Below are 17,948 nucleotides of genomic sequence, written 5' to 3' on the forward strand. Positions count from 1 at the left end.
GGCTCAGCGGCCGCGTGCCGCCAGGCGGGCCACGAGGGACGACGGCGCGACCCGCGCCAGCGCCACCAGGGCCTTGTAACGGAGGCTGGGGATGGAGACGGCCTTGCCGGCCGCGGTGTCGCGCAGGGCGTCCCGCACCACGAGACCGGTATCGAGCCACAGGGCGGCGGGGACGGTGGACGTGTCCACTCCCATGCGCCGGTGGAAGTCGGTGCGGACGAAGCCCGGGCAGACGGCCGTCACCCGGATCCCCTCACGACCGTAGGCCAGGTTCGCCCAGCGGCTGAAGCTGATCATGGCCGCCTTCGCGGCACCGTAGGTGCCCCTCGGGGTGAAACCGGCGACACTCGCCACGGTGATGATCGTCCCGCTGCGACGTGGCCGCATCGACTGCAGGGCCGCGTGGGCGAGGGCGAGGGGCACCTCGACGTGGATCCGGAGGTGCCCGATCTCGTCGTCGAGGGCGTTGTCGGCGAACGGCCGGACCAGCCCGTGGCCGGCGTTGTTGACGAGCACCGTGACCGGCGCCCGGCCGTCGACGACCCGCAGGCGGTCCAGCACGCGCGCGAGGCCGTCGTCGTCGAGCAGGTCGGCGGCGATCGTCTCGACCCCGACACCCTGGGCGCGGAGCGCTGCCGCGGCCTCCTCCAGCGGACCCGGGGCTCGTGCCACCAGCACCAGCGCGCATCCGCGGGAGGCGAGCTGGCGCGCGAACTCCGCGCCGATGCCCGACGTCGCTCCGGTGATCAGGGCGGTCCCGGTCATCCCCCCACCCTCCCCCACCCCGACCGGCGGCACAAGGCCCGGCCCCTGATCCCGCCGCCCACCATGCAACGTCGATGCGACCTCCGGCGGTGTACGTTCGGCGCTACCGGTGAGCAGGCGGCGCCCACCCGCGCCTCGTGTCCGCCGGGTCCAGCGCTGACGAGAACCGGCGCGACCAATGTGTCATGAGAGGAAGTTCCATGAGCGGTAACAGAGCTGTTGCGTACAAGGGACCAGGGAAGGTCGAGGTCATCGACACCGACTACCCCACCTTCGAGCTGAAGGACGGGCCGGGGGTGAACCCGGCCAACGTGGGCCGGGCCCTCCACCACGGCGTGATCCTCAAGACCGTCACCACCAACATCTGCGGCTCGGACCAGCACATGGTCCGCGGACGCACGACGGCGCCGGCGGACCTCGTGCTCGGGCACGAGATCACCGGGGAGGTCGTGGAGGTGGGGCGCGACGTCGAGTTCATCAAGAAGGGGGACATCTGCTCGGTCCCCTTCAACATCGCCTGCGGGCGCTGCAGGAACTGCAAGGAACGCAAGACGGGCATCTGCCTGAACGTCAATCCCGCCCGGCCCGGAGCCGCCTACGGCTACGTGGACATGGGCGGCTGGGTGGGTGGCCAGGCCGAGTACGTCCTGGTGCCGTATGCGGACTGGAACCTGCTGAAGTTCCCGGACCGGGACCAGGCCCTGGCGAAGATCCTGGATCTGACCATGCTGTCGGACATCTTCCCCACCGGCTACCACGGTGCCGTCACGGCGGGCGTGGGCGTGGGGTCGACGGTCTACATCGCCGGCGCCGGCCCCGTGGGCCTCGCCGCCGCCGCCTCCGCGCAGCTGCTGGGTGCCGCCGTCGTCATCGTGGGTGACCTCAACGCGGACCGCCTGGCGCAGGCGCGGAGCTTCGGCTGCGAGACCGTGGACGTCTCCAAGGGTGACCCGCGCGACCAGATCGAGCAGTTGCTGGGCGTACCGGAGGTCGACTGCGGCGTCGACGCCGTGGGCTTCGAGGCCCGTGGCCACGGAAGCGGCGCAGCGACCGAGGCGCCGGCCACGGTGCTCAACTCGCTGATGCAGGTGACGGCCGCCGGCGGCGCCCTGGGCATCCCGGGCCTGTACGTCACCGGTGACCCGGGGGGCATCGACGAGGCCGCGAAGGTCGGGTCCCTGTCGATCAGCCTCGGCACCGGCTGGGCGAAGTCGCTGTCCTTCACCACCGGTCAGTGTCCGGTGATGAAGTACAACCGCGGCCTGATGATGGCGATCCTGCACGATCGGGTGCAGATCGCCAAGGCCGTCAACGCGAAGCCGATCGGGCTGGAGGACGCCCCCCGCGGTTACGAGGAGTTCGATGCCGGAGCCGCGACGAAGTACGTCCTCGATCCGCACGGGATGGTCGCCGCCTGATCACGGTGTCACCCGCCCGAGCGGCACAGGAAGAGGCCCGGACCCCGTTCCGGGCCTCTTTCGCGTGCGTGCCTCACCCGCAGCGGGCGAGTCTGCCAGAGAAATCGCGACAGGTCCAGCGGAAATTCCCGATTCTGTGCGAAGTCAATCACAGTTCAGTACCGATTTGGCAACGAAACGAAAATACTCTACGGTAGGGGTAGTTCCCCGTCAGGGGAAGCGAGAAGGCTGCCGCTCAGCGAGCAGTCATGAATGCCCGGCGCCGCCCTCCACCGCTCGTTGCTCAACCGGCGGCTGCCGAACCATGACCTCTATATCGTCAGGGTGAGCAGCGGCGCGAAGAAGTCCGGGGACGGACCTAGTGCGGGTGGCCTTTCGGAGCATCGTAACCCCATGAACACTAACAAATTCAGCACCGGCGCGCGTCGCGGACTTGCAGCAGTAGCACTCACCGGCCTCGGCCTCGGCGCAGCAGCGGGTGCGGCGAACGCCGCCCCCGCCAGCGACTGGGATGCACTGGCACAGTGCGAGAGCACCAACAACAACCGAGCTGTCGATCCCACTGGTACGTACTTCGGAGCATTCCAGTTCCTCCCGAGCACGTGGGAGGCTTATGGGGGCGAGGGCAACCCAGTGGATGCAAGCCGCGCGCAGCAGATTGCTATCGCAGAGAAGGTCCTCGCCGGTCAGGGCTGGGGCGCATGGCCTGCCTGCTCCCAGAAGCTCGGCCTGAACAGCGCCGCGACCCCAGGTGGCGCTGTTCAGTTCCAGGAAGCCGCGGCTCCGGTCCAGGTCCAGGCCCCCGTCGTCCAGGCCCCGGTCCAGGCGCCCGTCGCCCAGGCCCCGGTCCAGGTCCAGGCCCCCGTCGTCCAGGCCCCGGTCCAGGCGCCCGTCGTCCAGGCCCCGGTCGTCGCCGAGGCTCCCGCCGCCGCCCCCGTGGCACTGAGCGGCGAGACCTACACCATCCAGTCCGGTGACACCCTCAGCTCCATCGCCGGCAAGCTCGGCGTCGTCGGCGGCTGGCAGGCACTGTACGCGGCGAACGCCGACACCGTCGTCCACGCCGACCTGATCTTCACCGGTCACGTCCTGCAGCTCCCGGCCTAGTCCAGGAGCCTCCCGGACCCGGTAGCGCGTAGCGCGCCTGCCGCCCGGACTGCACGAGACCACAGGAGCCCCCGTCATTCCGACGGGGGCTCCTGTGCGTCGACCTGCTCCTGCGGATCAGCTGCAGGACGTGGCGTCGACGTCGATCTTCAGGTTGTGGGCCACGGAGTAGCCACGGTCCGGGGACGAGAACGACACGAGGATGTTGTCGGCACTGCCGTGGGTGACGCCCTCGGCGAGCTCCACCGTGACGATGATGTTGATGTGCGCGTCCGGCTGGAAGCGGTACCCCTCCGCCGGCACGGGCGGACCGATGGGCTCGGCCGGCGTCGTCGGCGTGGGCGTGGCGGTGTGTCCCCCGTGGGCGCTCGTCGTCGCGGCTCCCTCGTGGTGGTGCCCCTCGCGGTTCGCCGTCTGCACCTTGGCGGAGAGGATGTCGAGGCCCTGCGGGTTGCCGAGCGCCATGTCCCCGAAGGTGAAGGTCTCGAGGGTGGGGTTGTGCAGCATGACGGTGTACTGCAGGCGGCTGTCCCTGGGCTGGACGCCGCACAGTTCCGCCCCGTCGGCCCCCACGTTCAGGGGATCCTCGCCGAGGTCGCTGCCCACCGGATCCGCCGTCCTGCTGTCCGGTCCTGCGACCGCTGCGGTCGCCGGCCCCCCGCCGTCCGCGGTGTTGACCCCCAGCGGGTTCTCCTCGGCCGCCCCGCACCCGGCCAGCGCCAGGGACGAGGTGAGCACGACGGCGAACAGCGCGGAGCCGGAACGGCGCGGGAGTGCGGTCAGGAGTTTCACGGTGAGCCCATCGGTGTCGTCCGGGTGCCGGGCGGCGTCCGGCGCTGATGCCTGTTCTTCGTTCACCACCCGGCGCCGGCTTGGTCCAGGGGCCGCCGCAATCGCCGTTGGGCACGCCGTCGCCGGTTCAGGACTCAGGCGAGGGGCGTGCCGCCGGTGACGCCGAGGACCTCCCCGGAGACGTAGCGCGCGTCGTTCGACGCGAGGAAGACGTACGCGCCGGCCAGTTCCGCCGGCTGCCCCATGCGTCCGAGCGGCGTGCCCTCGCCGAAGGACTCCAGCTTCTCGCTGGTGGTCGTCGCGGGCTGCAGGGGCGTCCAGACAGGGCCGGGCGCGACGGCGTTGACACGGATGCCGCGCTCCCCCAGCAGTTCGGCCAGGCTGAACGTCAGGTTGTTGAGCGCCGCCTTGGTCGCGGCGTAGTCCATGAGGCTCGTCGAGGGGTGGTACCCCTGCACGGACGTGGTGTTGATGATCGAGGCCCCGGCGGTGAGGTGCGGCAGGGCGGCCTGCGTGAGCCAGATCGTGCCGTAGACATTGGTCTCGAAGGTGCGCCGGAGCTGGTCGGCGTCGACGTCGGGCAGGCCGTTCGGCTGCGCGATGTGGAAGCCCGCGTTGTTGACGAGGATGTCCAGGCCTCCGAGGCCGTCCACCACCCGGCGGATGGCGTCGGCGGAATAGGCCTCGTCCCGGAGATCGCCCGGTACGGCGAGCGCCGTCCGCCCCTCGGCCCGGATGAGCTCGAGGCAGCTGGCGCCGTCCTCCTCCTCCTCGGGGAGGTACCCGATGGCGACGTCGGCCCCTTCCCGCGCGAAGGCCAGCGCCACGGCCCGGCCGATGCCGGAGTCGCCGCCGGTGATGAAGGCGCGCCGGCCACTGAGGCGCCCGTGCCCGGTGTAGCTGTCCTCGCCGTGGTCCGGGCGGGGATCCATCCGCTCCGTGAACCCCGGGTACTCCTGCAGTTCGGTCGAGGCGTCGACGGCGGGGCCCCGTGGGTCGTCCTGGTCGAGGGTGCCTGACGGTTCGTTGGACATGATGCTCCTTGTGCCGGCGGGAGGGTGGATACTAAGCCTACTGTCATTGTATTTGCGGCGTCAGTCCTCTAGTAATGGACATATGACTGTGATCCTGAGGTCCCTCGAAACCGCCGTACCCGACACGATCATGGTGCAACCCCAGGTCCGCGACGTCTTCGCCGCGCAACCGGGACTCACGCGCCTCGGCCGGCGCCTCGTCGGAGCGGCGTTCGACTCCTCGGGCATCGAGACGCGCTACACGGCCATCAGCGAGCTCACGCTGGAGTCCGCGTCCGAGGACCCCGTGTTCTTCGACCAGAGGGAGCTGCGGATCCTGACGCCGAGTACCAAGACCCGCAATGAGGTCTACGCCGAGGAGGGCACGAAACTCTTCGTCGAGGCGGGCCGCAGGGCCCTGGAGGCTGCGCAGGGCATCGAGGCGGCGGACGTCACGCACGTCGTCACGGCTTCCTGCACGGGCTTCTACGCCCCGGGCCCCGACTACAAGGTGGTGCGGGCCCTCGACCTCGAACCATCCGTGCAGCGCTATCATCTGGGCTTCATGGGCTGCTACGCGGCCTTCCCGGCACTCCGGGCGGCCAAGGCCTTCTGCGATGCCGATCCCGACGCCGTCGTCCTCGTGATCGCCGCCGAACTGTGCTCGCTCCACGTCCGGTCCTCCAACAACCCGGACACCATCGTCGGCTCGTCGCTGTTCGCGGACGGTGCCGCGGCGGCGATCGTCTCCGCGAGGGAGCTCCCCCTCACCGGTCCCGCCCTGACCCTCGACCACTTCGAGACGGTACTGACCCCGGTCGGCGAGGAGGCCATGGCGTGGAACATCGGCGACGAGGGCTTCGAGATGGTCCTCGGGACGTACGTCCCCCACATCATCGACGAGCACATCATCGGGGCCCTCGAACCCCTGCTCGCCCGTGACGCGTCGCTGCAGGGACTCGACTACGCGGAGATCGAGCACTGGGCGATCCACCCTGGCGGACGCAGCATCCTGGACAAGGTCGAGGCCAAGCTCGGCCTGACCCGCGACCAGCTCGCCCCCGCGCGCGAGACGCTCCGCGACTACGGGAACATGAGCAGCGCGACGGTCATGTTCGTCCTGAAGCACATCCTCGAGCAGCCGGCCTCGGACGGGAACAACCGGATCTGCTCCATGGCGTTCGGCCCGGGACTCACGGTGGAGACGGCGCTGCTGACCAGGATCGGCGCCGGACCGACAGCGGCGACACCGGCGACACCGGCGGCGAGGGCGGCGGACGCCGTTCCCGTGAGCGGCCCGGACGACGGCGTGCCGGCCGACCTGGTGCCCATCCTCACCGAAGCGGGCGCATGAGCGGTCGGGGATTCCTCGCCCTCCGCGATGCGCACGCCATCGAGGAGATGGACCGGCCCGATTGCGACCCGGCGAAGCTCGACCGCACGTACGCCCAGTTCGGGGTGGTCAACGCCGCCGTCTCCGGGTGGCGCCGCACCTACACCTCGCTGCTCCGCCCGGCGTTCTCCCGGGACCGCACCAACACGCTGCTGGACATCGGCGCGGGTGGCGGCGATGTGCCCCGCGCGCTGGCCCGGTGGGCTCGCCGTGACGGCTTCCCCCTCGAGGTGACCGCCATCGACCCCGACGAGCGCGCCCACGCCTTCGCCACCTCGCGGCCCCCGCTGCCCGGCCTCTCCTTCCGCCGGGCCCTGAGCTCGGAACTCGTGGCCGAGGGGGCGGTGTTCGACGCCGTGGTCTCCAACCACGTGCTGCACCACCTCGACCAGGGCGCGTTCGACGGCCTGCTCGACGACTCCGAACGCCTCACGCGCTCGGTCGCGGTGCACAGCGATATCGCGCGGCACCCGCTCGGGTACGCCCTGTTCTCGGTGGGCACCCTCCCGCTACCCGGTTCCTACATCCGCCAGGACGGCCTGACCTCCATCAGGCGCAGCTACACGCCGGCGGAGCTGCGGGCGACGGTGGCCGGACGCGGGCCGTGGACGGTCCGCACGGCCGTGCCGTTCATCAACCTGCTCGTCCTCGACCGGGCCGCGGGGGGAGGCTGCGATGCATGACGTGATCGTGGTGGGCGGCGGGCCCGTGGGCCTCTACACGGCCCTGCTGCTCCGGCAGGCGGGGCTCGACGCCGTCGTCCTCGAACGCCGCACCGAACGCAGCAGCCACTCCAGGGCCATCGGCATCCACCCGCCGGCCCTGCGAGCGCTCGAAGCCGCCGGGGTCGCCGACGAGCTGCGCGCGTCCGGGGTGCGGATCCGCGACGGCATCGCCCGGAGCGCGGGCAGGGACGTGGGCACCATCTCCTTCTCCGCACTCCCGGGCGCCGAGAAGTACGTGCTCGCGGTACCGCAGGCCGTCACCGAGGAGATCCTGGAACGCCGCCTCGAGGGCGCGTTCCCGGGTACGCTGCGCCGGGGCGTCGCCGTCGTCACCACGCGCGACGCCGGGGACCACGTCCTCGCCGTCACGCGGGCGCAGGGCGAGGACGCCGTCCTCCGGGCGAGGCTGGTCGTCGCGGCGGACGGGGCCCGCAGCTCCATCCGTGACGAGGCCGGGATCCGCGCGCCCTCCCGCCGGTATCCGGACTGCTATGTCATGGGCGACTTCCTCGACAGCACGGGCGACGGCGACGACGCCGTCCTGTACCTGGAGACCGGCGGCATCGTCGAGTCCTTCCCGCTGCCCGGCGGCATCCGACGCTGGGTGGTACGGGTCGGCTGCCCGGTGGAGCGTCCTACGGCGGCGGGCCTCACGCACCTCGTCCGGGAGCGGACGGGGATCGGCGTGGACCCCGGGACCAACTCGATGCTGAGCGCCTTCGAGGTGCGGTCCCGCCTGGCCGGGCGCCTGGTCGCGGGGCGGACCGTGCTGATCGGGGATGCCGCCCACGAGGTGTCCCCCATCGGCGGGCAGGGCATGAACCTGGGCTGGCTCGACGCCGTCGAGCTGGTTCCCATCATCGCGGCGTCGCTGCGGGACGGCCAGGACGTCGCGGTGCGGCTCGCGCGCTACGAGCGGGACCGCCGGGCGCAGGCCGCACTGGCCCGGCGCAAGGCGTCCATCAACATGGCGTTGGGGCGCCCCCTGCCCGGTCCGATCCTGCGCCCCCGTAATGCGGTCCTCCGGGCGCTGATCAGCAACCGCGCCGTGCATGACACCGTGGCCCGCGCGTTCACGATGCAGTAGCCCGTCGGGCTGTGGGTCGAACGACAGGACCCCGCGAGCGTACCGCCGGACGCCAGGGGCGTCGGGGGTCGCTGCGGGGTCCTGTCGCTGCGGGACTACTTGCGGAGCAGGCCCTTCTTGACGTTCTCGGGGCGCTGCATCTCGCCCTGCTTCGCACCCATGACCACGACGATGCCGCTGACGAGCGGCAGGAGCCACTGGGTGATCTTGAGCTGGGACTGTGCCTTGGCCAGTTCGTCGCTGGCTCCGGGACGGGGCTCGGTCGCGCCGGCGCTGCCCTGCTCGGCGAGTTCGCCGACCTTCTTGCCGAGCATGCCCGAGTACAGCGAGAGGGCCATGCCGACCACCGTCACCACGGACTTCCAGACGGTGTTGGACCCGACGGAATCCTGAGCCGCGACGCGACCCTTGTTGCCGAGGATCAGGCCGACGCCCCCGGCGGCGTGCGCGGCGAAGGCCGCGATCTGGACCGGGGTCCACTTCGCCCAGCCGAGCGCGGAGAGGCGCGTGCGCTCCTTGGGGTCCTTCGCCTTGCCGGTGGCTCCGTTGAGCCCGACGGCGCCCATCAGGGTGCCACCGAACCAGGCTGCCGCGCCGAGATCGTGAGCGGATCGTGCCAAAAGATTTCCTGCCATGATGTAAAGCTCCTTCGAGGGTGGATCGACGTATCACTACATCTATCAGCATGCTTAGGATTAAGCCATAGCGCCCCCCGGGATCCGACCGGGGTGTGCATTTTCCCACCGGAACTGCTAGGAAGGGCCAGCCATGGCGGAGAACCAGCACGACCTCGACGAGGTATGGACCCAGTGGAAGGACGCGGTGAACATGAGCCCCTCCCGGCTGGAGGCGTGGCTCGACACCGAGGAATCCCGGTCGGTGGGCCAGAAGGAGCCGGACGGCGGTGAGTCCGTGGGCCACCGGTCCGGCAGGCGGATCATCGGCATCCTGCGCACCCGGCGGGACGACCTCACGGGCGAGGACGTGGAGCACATGCGGAAGGTCGTGGGCTACGTCCACCGCCATCTCGCGCAGAAGCCCTCCAAGGAGGACATCGGGACCTCGAAGTGGCGGTACTCCCTGATGAACTGGGGCCATGACCCGCTGTCGTAGCTACTTCTTGGACAGCGCGCTCTCCTTGTGCGCGGCCTGCTTGCCCGACTTCGCGCTCTCCACGGTGTAGTAGGGCTCGTCCTTCGACGCCTTGAACTTCTGGTCGGCGAAGCTGAATTCCTTCTCGTGCTTCTCCACGACCTTTCCCTCGGTCGTGCCCTGCGGCGTGTTCCAGGTGACCTTGTCGCCCTTGCTGAATGCCATGGGGTTCCTTCCTCGATGTACGTGGTCGAGCGATCCTTCCGACACTCTCACCCGATGGAGGAAAAGGGAAGGCGGCATCGGACGCGACGCGCTCGCGGTGAAGGCGACGGTCAGCAGGTCACGGGCGTCGCCGACCGTCGTCGGCCGCCAACTGGGGGAGCACGTGCTCGGCCATGACGGACAGGAAATGGCCCTGGTCCTTCCCGACGTTGTGCAGAAAGATGCGGTCCGCTCCGCGGGCTGCGATGTCGGCGAGGAGCCCGCCGAGTGCGGCGTGGTCGTCCGTGACGAACACGGATTCCGCGACGGCTTCCGGGGAGACGTGCTCGGCCGCCTGGTCGAAGTGCTGCACGGTCGGGAGGTCCCAGGACAGCGGGGACGGGAAGACGTTCGTGCGCCACTGGTCGTGCGCCACACGCAGGGCCTCGTCGCGGGTGGGAGCGACACTGACCTGCGACTGGATGATGACGTCACCGACGCCGCCCGCGTCCCGGTACGCGCCGATCACCGCAGAGAGCTCCTCGAGGGGCTGCAGGATGGTGATGAGCCCGTCGGCCCAGGAGGCCGTCCACGCCGCGGTCTCCCGCGTGACCGCGGCACCGATCAGGGGCGGCGGGGTGTCCGGCACGGACCACACTCTCGCGCGGTCCACGGTGATCAGGCCCTGATGGGTGACCTCCTCCCCCGCCAGCAGCGCCCTGATGACGTCGATGGCTTCCCTCAACCGGGCTTTGCGCTCCGGCTTCGTCGGCCACCTGTCCCCCGTGATGTGCTCGTTCAGGGCCTGCCCGCTCCCCAGTGCGGCCCAGAACCTGCCCGGGTACAGGAGTTCGAGGGTCGCGATGGCCTGGGCCGTGATCACCGGGTGGTAGCGCTGCCCGGGTGCCGTCACGACGCCGAAGGGCAGCGCCGTGGCTTCGAGCGCCGATCCCAGCCACGACCACGCGTACCCCGATTCGCCCTGCCGCTCGCTCCAGGGTGTCAGGTGGTCCGAGCACATCGCGGCCCCGAAACCGGCCGACTCCGCCTCCCTGACCAGATCGAGGAGTGCCCGGGGACCCAGTTGTTCGTGGGAACAGTGGAAACCGACGACGGTCACGGTGCGCACCTCATCTGTAGGATCGGGGCCCTGCTGGTCGTACCCTCCAAGCTTCGACGGACGGGTCCCTCGAAAGCAAGAAGGGCGACGACGGCCACCGGTCCGACACCACGCGCGGGATCGGGTATAGGCCCGCCGCGACCCTACTGATCGAGGTGGGTGGGGGCGAACAGGCGCACGAGGGTCTCCACGACGACGACGTTGGGCCCCTCCGCCGCGAGGCTCTCGCGCAGCGCGTCGCCGATGTCCTCGGGCGCCACCCGCCGTGCGGGCACCCCGAAGGACTCGGCGAGCGCCACGAAGTCGGGCCGGGCGAGTTCCGTCGCCGTGGCCTGGCCGAACGCGCCCTCCATGTACTCGCGGAGGATGCCGTAGCCGCCGTCGTCGACGATCAGCCAGGTGACCGGGATGTCATGCTGACGGGCGGTGGCGAGCTCGGCGATGGAGTACATCGCGGAGCCGTCCCCGGATACGGCGAGGACGCGGGCGGGCAGGCCGTGCGATTCCAGCCCGACGGATCCGCCGATCGCACCGGGGAAGCCGAAGCCGAGGCCGCCGGCGCCCTGGGCCGAGTGGAACTGGCCCTCGCGGGCGTCCCAGCAGCTCCACGCCCAGTACGCCGAGATCGTCATGTCCCAGAAGGTCTGCATGCCGGCCGGGACGGCGTCCCGGATGTCCTGCATGAACGCGCGTTCCTTGCCGAGGTCCTGTGCGTCGAGGCGCGCACTCACCCGTCCGAGGGTCTCCGCGACGAGCGCGGCGGCGTCGTAACCGGGCAGCCGGTCGCGGCCGAGCGGCTCGAGCGCGGCATCGAGGGCGGCGAGTGCCTGCCCGGCGTCGGCGCGGATGCCGAGAGCCGGCCGGTTGGATTCGAGCACGCGCGGTTCGGCGTCGATCTGGATGATGCGCCCGCGCGGCTCCATCGTGAAGTAGTTGGACGTCACCTCGCCGAGGGACGAACCGATGACCAGCAGGACGTCGGCGTCCTCGAGGACTTCCGTCACGTAGCGGTCCTCGACCCAGGACTGGAGGGAGAGCTCGTGGTTCCAGGGGAAGGCGCCGTTACCGCCCGGCGAGCAGACCACCGGTGCGCCGAGCTTCTCGGCGAGGGAGAGCAGCCACTGCTCGGCCCGGCCACGGCGCGCACCGCCGCCTGCCACGATCGCCGGCCGCTTCGAGTCCCTCAGCCAGGCGACGGCCTCGCGGACCAGTTCGATCCGCGGCGGGTTGTCGAAGGGCTCCGCGAGGGCGTCCTCCACCTGCGGGACCATCACGGGATCCAGCAGCACGTTCTGGGGCACCTCGATCCAGACGGGCCCCTGGGGAGAGGACACGGCCTCGGTCCAGGCGTCCTGGATGGCGGAGGGGATGCCGGAGGCGTGCTGGATCAGCCGCTGGCTCTTCGTGACGTTCGCCGCCGAGGCCTTCTGGTCGTCCAGCTGGTGCAGCATGCCCTTGCGCCGCGCACCGAGCCCCTCGAGCGGGATCTGGCTGGCCACGACCACCATGGGCACGCCGGTGGCGTACGCCTCCTGCAGGCCGGCGAGGGACGTCAGTGCTCCGGGGCCGGTGGACAGGAACAGGACGCCGACGTCGCCGGTCGCCCGCGAGAATCCGTCGGCGGCGAAGGCCGAGTTGTTCTCCACGCGGGAGGAGACGAAGCGGAGGTCGGAGCGGGACAGCGCGTCGAAGAGGCCGAGCGCGTGCTGGCCGGGGATCCCGAACACGGTCGTCGCGCCCAGGGCCGAGAGCGTCTCGACCACCAGGTCGCCGCCGTTGCGCTGGCTGGTGACGGGGGCGGGGGGTGCCCAGGCGGCGCCGGCGGTGATGTCCATCTACTGCTCCTCGGGGGTCGGGGTGAGGGTGTCGGCCATGAGGGTCACGAGGTCGTAGGCGACGTGGGACGCCGCGACACCCGTGAGCTCGGCGTGGTCGTAGGCGGGGGCCACCTCGACGACGTCCGCGCCGACCAGGTCGAGCCCGCGCAGGCCGCGGAGGATCTCGAGCAGTTCGCGACTGGTGATGCCGCCGGCCTCGGGCGTCCCCGTGCCGGGCGCGTGCGCCGGATCGAGGACGTCGATGTCCACCGAGACGTAGAGCGGCCGGTTGCCGATGCGCTGCCGCAGCTTGTCGACGATCTCATCGACGCCCTGCCGGTAGACGTCGGAGGAGGTCACGATCCCGAAGCCGAAGCGGCGGTCGTCCTCCAGGTCCCGGACGCCGTAGAGCGGTCCGCGCGTGCCGACGTGGGAGATCGCCTCGGTGTCGAGGATGCCCTCCTCGACCGCGCGCCGGAACGGGGTGCCGTGCGTGTACTCGGCGCCGAAGTAGGTGTCCCAGGTGTCGAGGTGGGCGTCGAAGTGCAGCATGGCCACGGGCGAGCCCGCCCGCTCCGCCGCCGCACGCAGGAGGGGCAGGGCGATGGTGTGGTCGCCGCCGAGCGTGACCAGGCGCGCGCCGTCCGCGGTGAGGTCCAGCGCGTTCTGCTGCACCGTCTCGATGGCCTCGTTGATGTTGAACGGGTTGACGGCCATGTCCCCGGCGTCGGCCACCTGCACGCGCTCGAACGGCGAGACGTCGAGCGCGGGGTTGTACGGCCGCAGCAGGCGCGAGGCCTCTCGGATGTGGTTGCCACCGAAGCGGGCCCCGGGCCGGTAGGACACCCCGGAGTCGAAGGGGACGCCGACGACGGCGATGTCCGTGCGGTCCACCTGGTCCAGGCGCGGCAGGCGGGCGAAGGTGGCGGCCCCTGCGTAGCGGGGAATGCGGGAGGAGTCGATGGGGCCGAGGTGGCCCCCTCCCGTGACGCGCAGTTCTTCCACGATGTCCATCCGATCCGGGCCCCTCGGGAAGTTGCCCAATATGCATCAAAGGTTTTGTATCAGGCTATTGGGGCGGTGCAGCCCGGTCAAGGATGCGGGGTCTCGTCTCACATGGACGCCTCCCGTTAAGGATGCGTAAAGACGGGCGGACGGCCGGTTCCGGGGTCCTACGGTGATTCCGTGAACACTTCCGTACGCGCCCGTCCGCAGCCCCCGGCAGCGGCCCAGGCACGACAGCGCATCGAGCGCTGGCTGCTGAACGCATCCAGCCAGCCCGCCTCCCACCAGCCCGAGGAGGAGCGCGCCCAGTCGTGGTGGAAGGTGATGTGCCTGACCGGCGTCGACTACTTCTCCACCCTGGGCTACCAGCCGGCGATCGCCGCGGCCGCCGCCGGCGTGCTGTCCCCCCTGGCCACCCTCGTGCTGGTGGTCGTGACGCTCTTCGCCGCGCTCCCGGTGTACAAGCGGGTGGCGTCGGAGAGCCCCCGGGGCGAGGGGTCCATCGCGATGCTCGAGAAGCTCCTGCCGAAGTGGCGGGGGAAGGTCTTCGTGCTGGTCCTGCTCGGGTTCGCCGCGACGAGCTTCCTCATCACCATGACGCTGTCGGCCGCCGATGCGAGCGCCCATCTCATCGAGAACCCCTTCGCCCCCTCCTGGCTCGAGGGTCAGCAGATCCTCATCACCGTGCTGTTCCTCGGTGCGCTGTCCGGCGTCTTCCTGCGCGGCTTCACCGAGGCGATCGGCATCGCCGTCGGCCTCGTCGCCGTCTTCCTGCTGCTCAACCTGTGCGTGATCGTCGTCGGGCTGGCCCAGGTCGTGGAGCAGGGCGGGCTCGTGGGCTCCTGGTGGTCGGCGCTGAACACCCAGCACGGCAACCCCCTGGTGATGGTCGGGCTGGCCGTGCTGATCTTCCCCCGCCTCGCGTTGGGGCTGTCCGGCTTCGAGACCGGCGTCGTCGTGATGCCGCAGATCCAGGGCGGACCCGACGACACCGAGGAGAATCCGGTGGGCCGGATCGCCGGCGCGCACAAGCTCCTCACCTCGGCCGCGCTCATCATGAGCGGCTTCCTGGTCACCTCCAGCTTCGTGACCACCCTGCTCATACCCGCCGCCGCCTTCGAGGAGGACGGTCCCGCCAACGGTCGGGCGCTCGCCTACCTCGCCCACCAGTACCTCGGCGACGGTTTCGGCACGGCCTACGACATCTCGACCATCGGCATCCTCTGGTTCGCCGGGGCGTCCGCCATGACCGGCCTGCTCAACCTCGTGCCCCGCTACCTGCCGCGCTACGGCATGGCGCCCGAGTGGGCGAAGGCCGTGCGCCCGCTCGTCCTGGTCATCACCGTGATCGCCATCCTCGTCACCTTCTTCTTCGAGGCCGACGTCGAGGCGCAGGGCGGCGCGTACGCCACCGGTGTCCTCGCCCTCATCACGTCCGCCTCCGTCGCAGTGACGCTGTCGGCGCGGCGCAGGCAACAGCGCCGGCGGACCATCGGCTTCGGCATCGCCGCGGTTGTCTTCGTGCTGACGACGGCGGTCAACATCATCGAGCGCCCCGAGGGGCTGAAGATCGCCGCCTGCTTCATCCTCGGCATCATCGTGATCTCGTTCATCTCCCGTTCGCGGCGGGCCTTCGAGCTCCGCGCCACGAGCATCCGGATGGACGAGGCCGCGCTCTCCTTCGTCGGCGCGCAGGACGACGGCGACATCCTGCTCATCGCCCACGAGCCGAAGCGGCTGAGCAGCGCCGCCTACCGCCACAAGCTCCAGCATGCCTGCGCGGTCTCGCACATCCCCACCACCTCCCGGCCCCTGTTCATCGAGGTGACCGTGGACGACTCGTCCGACTTCGAGACGGAGCTGCGCGTGCGCGGTGTGGTCCGGCACGGGTACCGCATCCTCGAGGTCCACAGCTCCAACGTCCCCAACACCATCGCGGCCGTGATGCTGCACATCCGCGACATCACCGGGCTCATGCCGCACGTCTACTTCCGCTGGACGGAGGGCGACCCGGTGGCCAACCTGTTCAGGTTCCTGTTCACCGGCGAGGGCGAGATCGCCCCGGTCACACGTGAGGTGCTGCGTGCCGCGGAACCGGACGTGACGAAACGCCCCTGGGTGCACGTGGGCTGAGGCCCGCGGGCGTCACTTCCCGGAAGCCGCCGGGACGAGCGTCCACAGCACCACGGCCTGCCTGCCGTCCGGGTTCAGCCACGTGTGGGGCTCCCGGCCCGGGAAGGTGACGGTGTCGCCGGCACCGAGGTCGTAGCGGTCGTTCGGGAAGATCAGCACGAAGCGTCCCTCGACCACGTGCAGCGTCTCCACCTCGCAGTCCACCGAGTAGAGCTCGTCCTCACCCCTGCCATGGGGTTCGACGACGGCGCGGATCACCTGCAGCCGGCGCTCCGAGCGCGCCGTCAGGAGCCGTTCGTTGATGCCCTGCCCGCCGAGGCTCACCCGGGGTGCCTCCGCGAGCCGCGTGAGGTGGGTCTCCGGCACCAGGAACAGGTCCCCGATGGAGATCGACAGGACCTGGCACAGTGTCACCAGCGAGGCGACGGACGGCGACGTCAGGTCGCGTTCCACCCGGCTCAGGAAGCCCTTCGTCAGGCCGGTGGAATCGGCGACCTGCTCGATGGTCATCCGCTGGGCCTGCCGTGCGGCGCGGATGCGGGATCCGATGGCCACCGGCGCGTTGGTGGGCTCGACGGGCAGGGCCTTCATGCGTGTCCTCTCCTCCGGCAGTCCCGGGTATTCTCCCCCTGCGGGACGGGGCCTGCCGACGTATCCGATTGGCGCGTGAGCCGCGTCACGAGTAGCTTACAGGGCAACAATAGTTGCCCTCAGGGCACCCGCTCGTGCGCTCCGAAGGACTCATCCATGCAAGCACTCAACATCGCCATCGTGGTGGCCTATCTCGCCGCCATGCTCGGTTTCGGCTGGTGGGGGAAGTCCCGCACCCGCAACGCCAGCGACTACCTCGTGGCCGGTCGGCGCCTCGGCCCCCTCCTCTACACCGGCACCATGGCGGCCGTCGTCCTGGGTGGCGCCTCCACGGTGGGCGGGGTGGGCCTGGGCTACACGTACGGCATCTCGGGCATGTGGCTCGTGGTGGCCATCGGCACCGGCGTCCTGCTGCTCAGCCTCCTCTTCGCCCCCACCATCCAGAAGCTGAAGATCTACACCGTCTCGCAGATGCTCACGCTGCGGTACGGGCACCGCGCCACGAGGGTGTCCGGGATCGTCATGCTCGCCTACACGCTCATGCTCTGCGCCACGTCGACGGGCGCCTACGCCACGATCTTCGTGGTGCTCTTCGGCTGGGACCGCGCACTGTCGATCGCCGTCGGCGGGGCCATCGTCCTCGTCTACTCGACGGTGGGCGGCATGTGGTCCATCACCCTGGCCGACATGGCCCAGTTCGTCATCAAGACCATCGGCGTCTTCGCCCTCATGCTGCCCTTCTCCCTGGCCGCGGCCGGTGGCTTCGACGGCATCGCCGAGCGCGCCGGAGACGAGTTCTTCAGCATCACGGGCATCGGCGCGCAGAGCATCATCACCTACTTCGTGGTCTACACGCTCGGCCTGCTGATCGGGCAGGACATCTGGCAGCGCGTCTTCACGTCGCGGACGCCCGGGATCGCCCGGTGGGGCGGCTCGGCCGCCGGCGTCTACTGCATCCTCTACGGCGTCGCGGGCGCCGTGATCGGCATGAGCGCGAGCGTCATCCTGCCCGGCGTCGAATCGCGGGACGACGTGTACGCGGACGTCGCCCTGAACGTCCTGCCGATCGGCGTCGGCGGGCTCGTCCTCGCCGCAGCCGTCGCCGCGATGATGTCGACGGCGTCCGGCGCGCTGATCGCCGCCGCCACCGTGGCGCGCACCGACGTCGTGCCGTTCGTGGCGGGCCGGCTCGGCACGGGCCGCGAAGCGCGCACGGACGGCACGGGCGGTACCGGGCCTGCGACGTCGGAGCACGACGTCGCCTCCAGCCGCTGGTGGGTCCTCGGCCTCGGCCTCGTGACGATCGCCCTCGCCGTGGTCGTGCAGGACGTCGTGGCCGCCCTGACCATCGCATACGACATCCTCGTCGGTGGGCTCCTCGTCTCGATCCTCGGCGGCCTCGTCTGGCGCCGAGGGAACGGGATCGGCGCCGGGGCCTCCATGGCGGCGGGAACGCTCGTCACCCTGGGCGTCATGGCCTACCTCGAGATCACCGCGGAGAACCAGTACGACGGCATCTACGCCAACGAGCCGATCTACTTCGGCCTGGCGGTGTCCGCGATCGTGTACGTGGCGGTGTCGCTGGCCACCAGGGCGACCGACCCCGCCGTCATGGCCGCCTGGGACAGGCGGGTCGCCGGCCAGGTGCCCGACGACGTCGCGGTGCGCTGACGGTCGAACGCGCGA

The 17,948-nt window shown here is 70.5% G+C and carries 17 protein-coding genes; 8 read left to right on the top strand and 9 right to left on the bottom strand.

Translation table 11 applies throughout. The features are described 5' to 3' along the window. Window positions 1–3: 3 nt before the first annotated feature. On the bottom strand, window positions 4–765 hold the full coding sequence (locus ACX80P_RS07390) for an SDR family NAD(P)-dependent oxidoreductase (protein ID WP_459277413.1): 762 nt from the start codon (window positions 763–765) through the stop codon (window positions 4–6). 200 nt (window positions 766–965) lie between these two features. On the opposite strand from ACX80P_RS07390, the gene fdhA reads away from it, so the two are divergent. Next, complete coding sequence (gene fdhA, locus ACX80P_RS07395) at window positions 966–2,183, top strand: formaldehyde dehydrogenase, glutathione-independent (RefSeq protein WP_459277414.1); 1,218 nt, start codon at window positions 966–968, stop codon at window positions 2,181–2,183. Between the two features lie 393 nt (window positions 2,184–2,576). Next, complete coding sequence (locus tag ACX80P_RS07400; protein WP_459277415.1) at window positions 2,577–3,290, top strand: transglycosylase family protein; 714 nt, start codon at window positions 2,577–2,579, stop codon at window positions 3,288–3,290. Window positions 3,291–3,407: 117 nt separating this feature from the next. On the opposite strand, the gene ACX80P_RS07405 is transcribed toward ACX80P_RS07400, so the two are convergent. Together ACX80P_RS07405 and ACX80P_RS07410 are read right to left on the bottom strand one after the other, a co-directional pair. Then, entirely contained in the window at window positions 3,408–4,151 is a 744-nt protein-coding gene (locus ACX80P_RS07405; protein ID WP_459277416.1) for a hypothetical protein, read from the bottom strand. 65 nt (window positions 4,152–4,216) lie between these two features. Next, complete coding sequence (locus tag ACX80P_RS07410) at window positions 4,217–5,116, bottom strand: SDR family oxidoreductase (protein ID WP_459277417.1); 900 nt, start codon at window positions 5,114–5,116, stop codon at window positions 4,217–4,219. Window position 5,117: 1 nt separating this feature from the next. On the opposite strand from ACX80P_RS07410, the gene ACX80P_RS07415 reads away from it, so the two are divergent. Genes ACX80P_RS07415 through ACX80P_RS07425 form a run of 3 tightly spaced genes read left to right on the top strand, consistent with a single transcriptional unit; the run spans window position 5,118 to window position 8,300 of the window. Continuing rightward, entirely contained in the window at window positions 5,118–6,449 is a 1,332-nt protein-coding gene (locus ACX80P_RS07415; RefSeq protein WP_459277518.1) for a type III polyketide synthase, read from the top strand. Beyond that, a complete protein-coding gene (locus ACX80P_RS07420; protein WP_459277418.1) occupies window positions 6,446–7,171 on the top strand; it encodes a class I SAM-dependent methyltransferase in 726 nt (241 codons plus the stop codon). Before ACX80P_RS07415 ends, ACX80P_RS07420 begins: the two co-directional genes overlap by 4 nt. Continuing rightward, on the top strand, window positions 7,164–8,300 hold the full coding sequence (locus tag ACX80P_RS07425) for an FAD-dependent oxidoreductase (protein ID WP_459277419.1): 1,137 nt from the start codon (window positions 7,164–7,166) through the stop codon (window positions 8,298–8,300). Before ACX80P_RS07420 ends, ACX80P_RS07425 begins: the two co-directional genes overlap by 8 nt. Before the next feature lie 95 nt (window positions 8,301–8,395). Here ACX80P_RS07425 and ACX80P_RS07430 read toward each other — a convergent pair whose 3' ends face one another. After that, complete coding sequence (locus ACX80P_RS07430; protein WP_459277420.1) at window positions 8,396–8,935, bottom strand: hypothetical protein; 540 nt, start codon at window positions 8,933–8,935, stop codon at window positions 8,396–8,398. A 133-nt stretch (window positions 8,936–9,068) separates the two neighbouring features. On the opposite strand from ACX80P_RS07430, the gene ACX80P_RS07435 reads away from it, so the two are divergent. Beyond that, entirely contained in the window at window positions 9,069–9,413 is a 345-nt protein-coding gene (locus tag ACX80P_RS07435) for a DUF3140 domain-containing protein (protein WP_459277421.1), read from the top strand. Here the strand turns inward: ACX80P_RS07435 and ACX80P_RS07440 are convergent, their stop codons facing one another. From ACX80P_RS07440 to speB, 4 genes are all read right to left on the bottom strand, one after another. Then, on the bottom strand, window positions 9,414–9,617 hold the full coding sequence (locus tag ACX80P_RS07440) for a hypervirulence associated TUDOR domain-containing protein (protein WP_459277422.1): 204 nt from the start codon (window positions 9,615–9,617) through the stop codon (window positions 9,414–9,416). Between the two features lie 118 nt (window positions 9,618–9,735). Continuing rightward, window positions 9,736–10,716, bottom strand: a complete 981-nt coding sequence (locus tag ACX80P_RS07445; RefSeq protein ID WP_459277423.1) for a TIGR03885 family FMN-dependent LLM class oxidoreductase — start codon at window positions 10,714–10,716, stop codon at window positions 9,736–9,738. Between the two features lie 143 nt (window positions 10,717–10,859). After that, the gene (locus ACX80P_RS07450; RefSeq protein ID WP_459277424.1) at window positions 10,860–12,551 is read right to left on the bottom strand and encodes a thiamine pyrophosphate-binding protein; all 1,692 of its coding nucleotides are present in this window, start codon (window positions 12,549–12,551) and stop codon (window positions 10,860–10,862) included. Beyond that, on the bottom strand, window positions 12,552–13,538 hold the full coding sequence (gene speB / locus ACX80P_RS07455) for an agmatinase (RefSeq protein WP_459277519.1): 987 nt from the start codon (window positions 13,536–13,538) through the stop codon (window positions 12,552–12,554). Between the two features lie 324 nt (window positions 13,539–13,862). On the opposite strand from speB, the gene ACX80P_RS07460 reads away from it, so the two are divergent. Then, window positions 13,863–15,671 (top strand): amino acid permease, encoded by a 1,809-nt coding sequence (locus ACX80P_RS07460; RefSeq protein ID WP_459277520.1) that lies wholly within the window; start codon window positions 13,863–13,865, stop codon window positions 15,669–15,671. Window positions 15,672–15,683: 12 nt separating this feature from the next. Here ACX80P_RS07460 and ACX80P_RS07465 read toward each other — a convergent pair whose 3' ends face one another. After that, window positions 15,684–16,262 carry a helix-turn-helix domain-containing protein gene (locus tag ACX80P_RS07465; protein WP_459277425.1) on the bottom strand — a complete coding sequence of 193 codons (579 nt, stop codon included), beginning with the start codon at window positions 16,260–16,262 and terminating at the stop codon, window positions 15,684–15,686. A 156-nt stretch (window positions 16,263–16,418) separates the two neighbouring features. On the opposite strand from ACX80P_RS07465, the gene ACX80P_RS07470 reads away from it, so the two are divergent. Continuing rightward, window positions 16,419–17,933, top strand: a complete 1,515-nt coding sequence (locus ACX80P_RS07470; protein WP_459277426.1) for a sodium:solute symporter family protein — start codon at window positions 16,419–16,421, stop codon at window positions 17,931–17,933. Window positions 17,934–17,948: the final 15 nt, after the last annotated feature.

Source organism: Arthrobacter arabinosi (assembly GCF_054511115.1).

Bases quoted from the DNA above. Each gene is read 5' to 3' on its own strand.
- ACX80P_RS07390 (WP_459277413.1), bottom strand. From the start codon at position 765: ATGACCGGGACCGCCCTGATCACCGGAGCGACGTCGGGCATCGGCGCG.
- fdhA (WP_459277414.1), top strand. From the start codon at position 966: ATGAGCGGTAACAGAGCTGTTGCGTACAAGGGACCAGGGAAGGTCGAG.
- ACX80P_RS07400 (WP_459277415.1), top strand. From the start codon at position 2,577: ATGAACACTAACAAATTCAGCACCGGCGCGCGTCGCGGACTTGCAGCA.
- ACX80P_RS07410 (WP_459277417.1), bottom strand. From the start codon at position 5,116: ATGTCCAACGAACCGTCAGGCACCCTCGACCAGGACGACCCACGGGGC.
- ACX80P_RS07415 (WP_459277518.1), top strand. From the start codon at position 5,118: ATGCTCCTTGTGCCGGCGGGAGGGTGGATACTAAGCCTACTGTCATTG.
- ACX80P_RS07420 (WP_459277418.1), top strand. From the start codon at position 6,446: ATGAGCGGTCGGGGATTCCTCGCCCTCCGCGATGCGCACGCCATCGAG.
- ACX80P_RS07425 (WP_459277419.1), top strand. From the start codon at position 7,164: ATGCATGACGTGATCGTGGTGGGCGGCGGGCCCGTGGGCCTCTACACG.
- ACX80P_RS07430 (WP_459277420.1), bottom strand. From the start codon at position 8,935: ATGGCAGGAAATCTTTTGGCACGATCCGCTCACGATCTCGGCGCGGCA.
- ACX80P_RS07435 (WP_459277421.1), top strand. From the start codon at position 9,069: ATGGCGGAGAACCAGCACGACCTCGACGAGGTATGGACCCAGTGGAAG.
- ACX80P_RS07440 (WP_459277422.1), bottom strand. From the start codon at position 9,617: ATGGCATTCAGCAAGGGCGACAAGGTCACCTGGAACACGCCGCAGGGC.
- ACX80P_RS07450 (WP_459277424.1), bottom strand. From the start codon at position 12,551: ATGGACATCACCGCCGGCGCCGCCTGGGCACCCCCCGCCCCCGTCACC.
- ACX80P_RS07460 (WP_459277520.1), top strand. From the start codon at position 13,863: ATGTGCCTGACCGGCGTCGACTACTTCTCCACCCTGGGCTACCAGCCG.
- ACX80P_RS07465 (WP_459277425.1), bottom strand. From the start codon at position 16,262: ATGAAGGCCCTGCCCGTCGAGCCCACCAACGCGCCGGTGGCCATCGGA.
- ACX80P_RS07470 (WP_459277426.1), top strand. From the start codon at position 16,419: ATGCAAGCACTCAACATCGCCATCGTGGTGGCCTATCTCGCCGCCATG.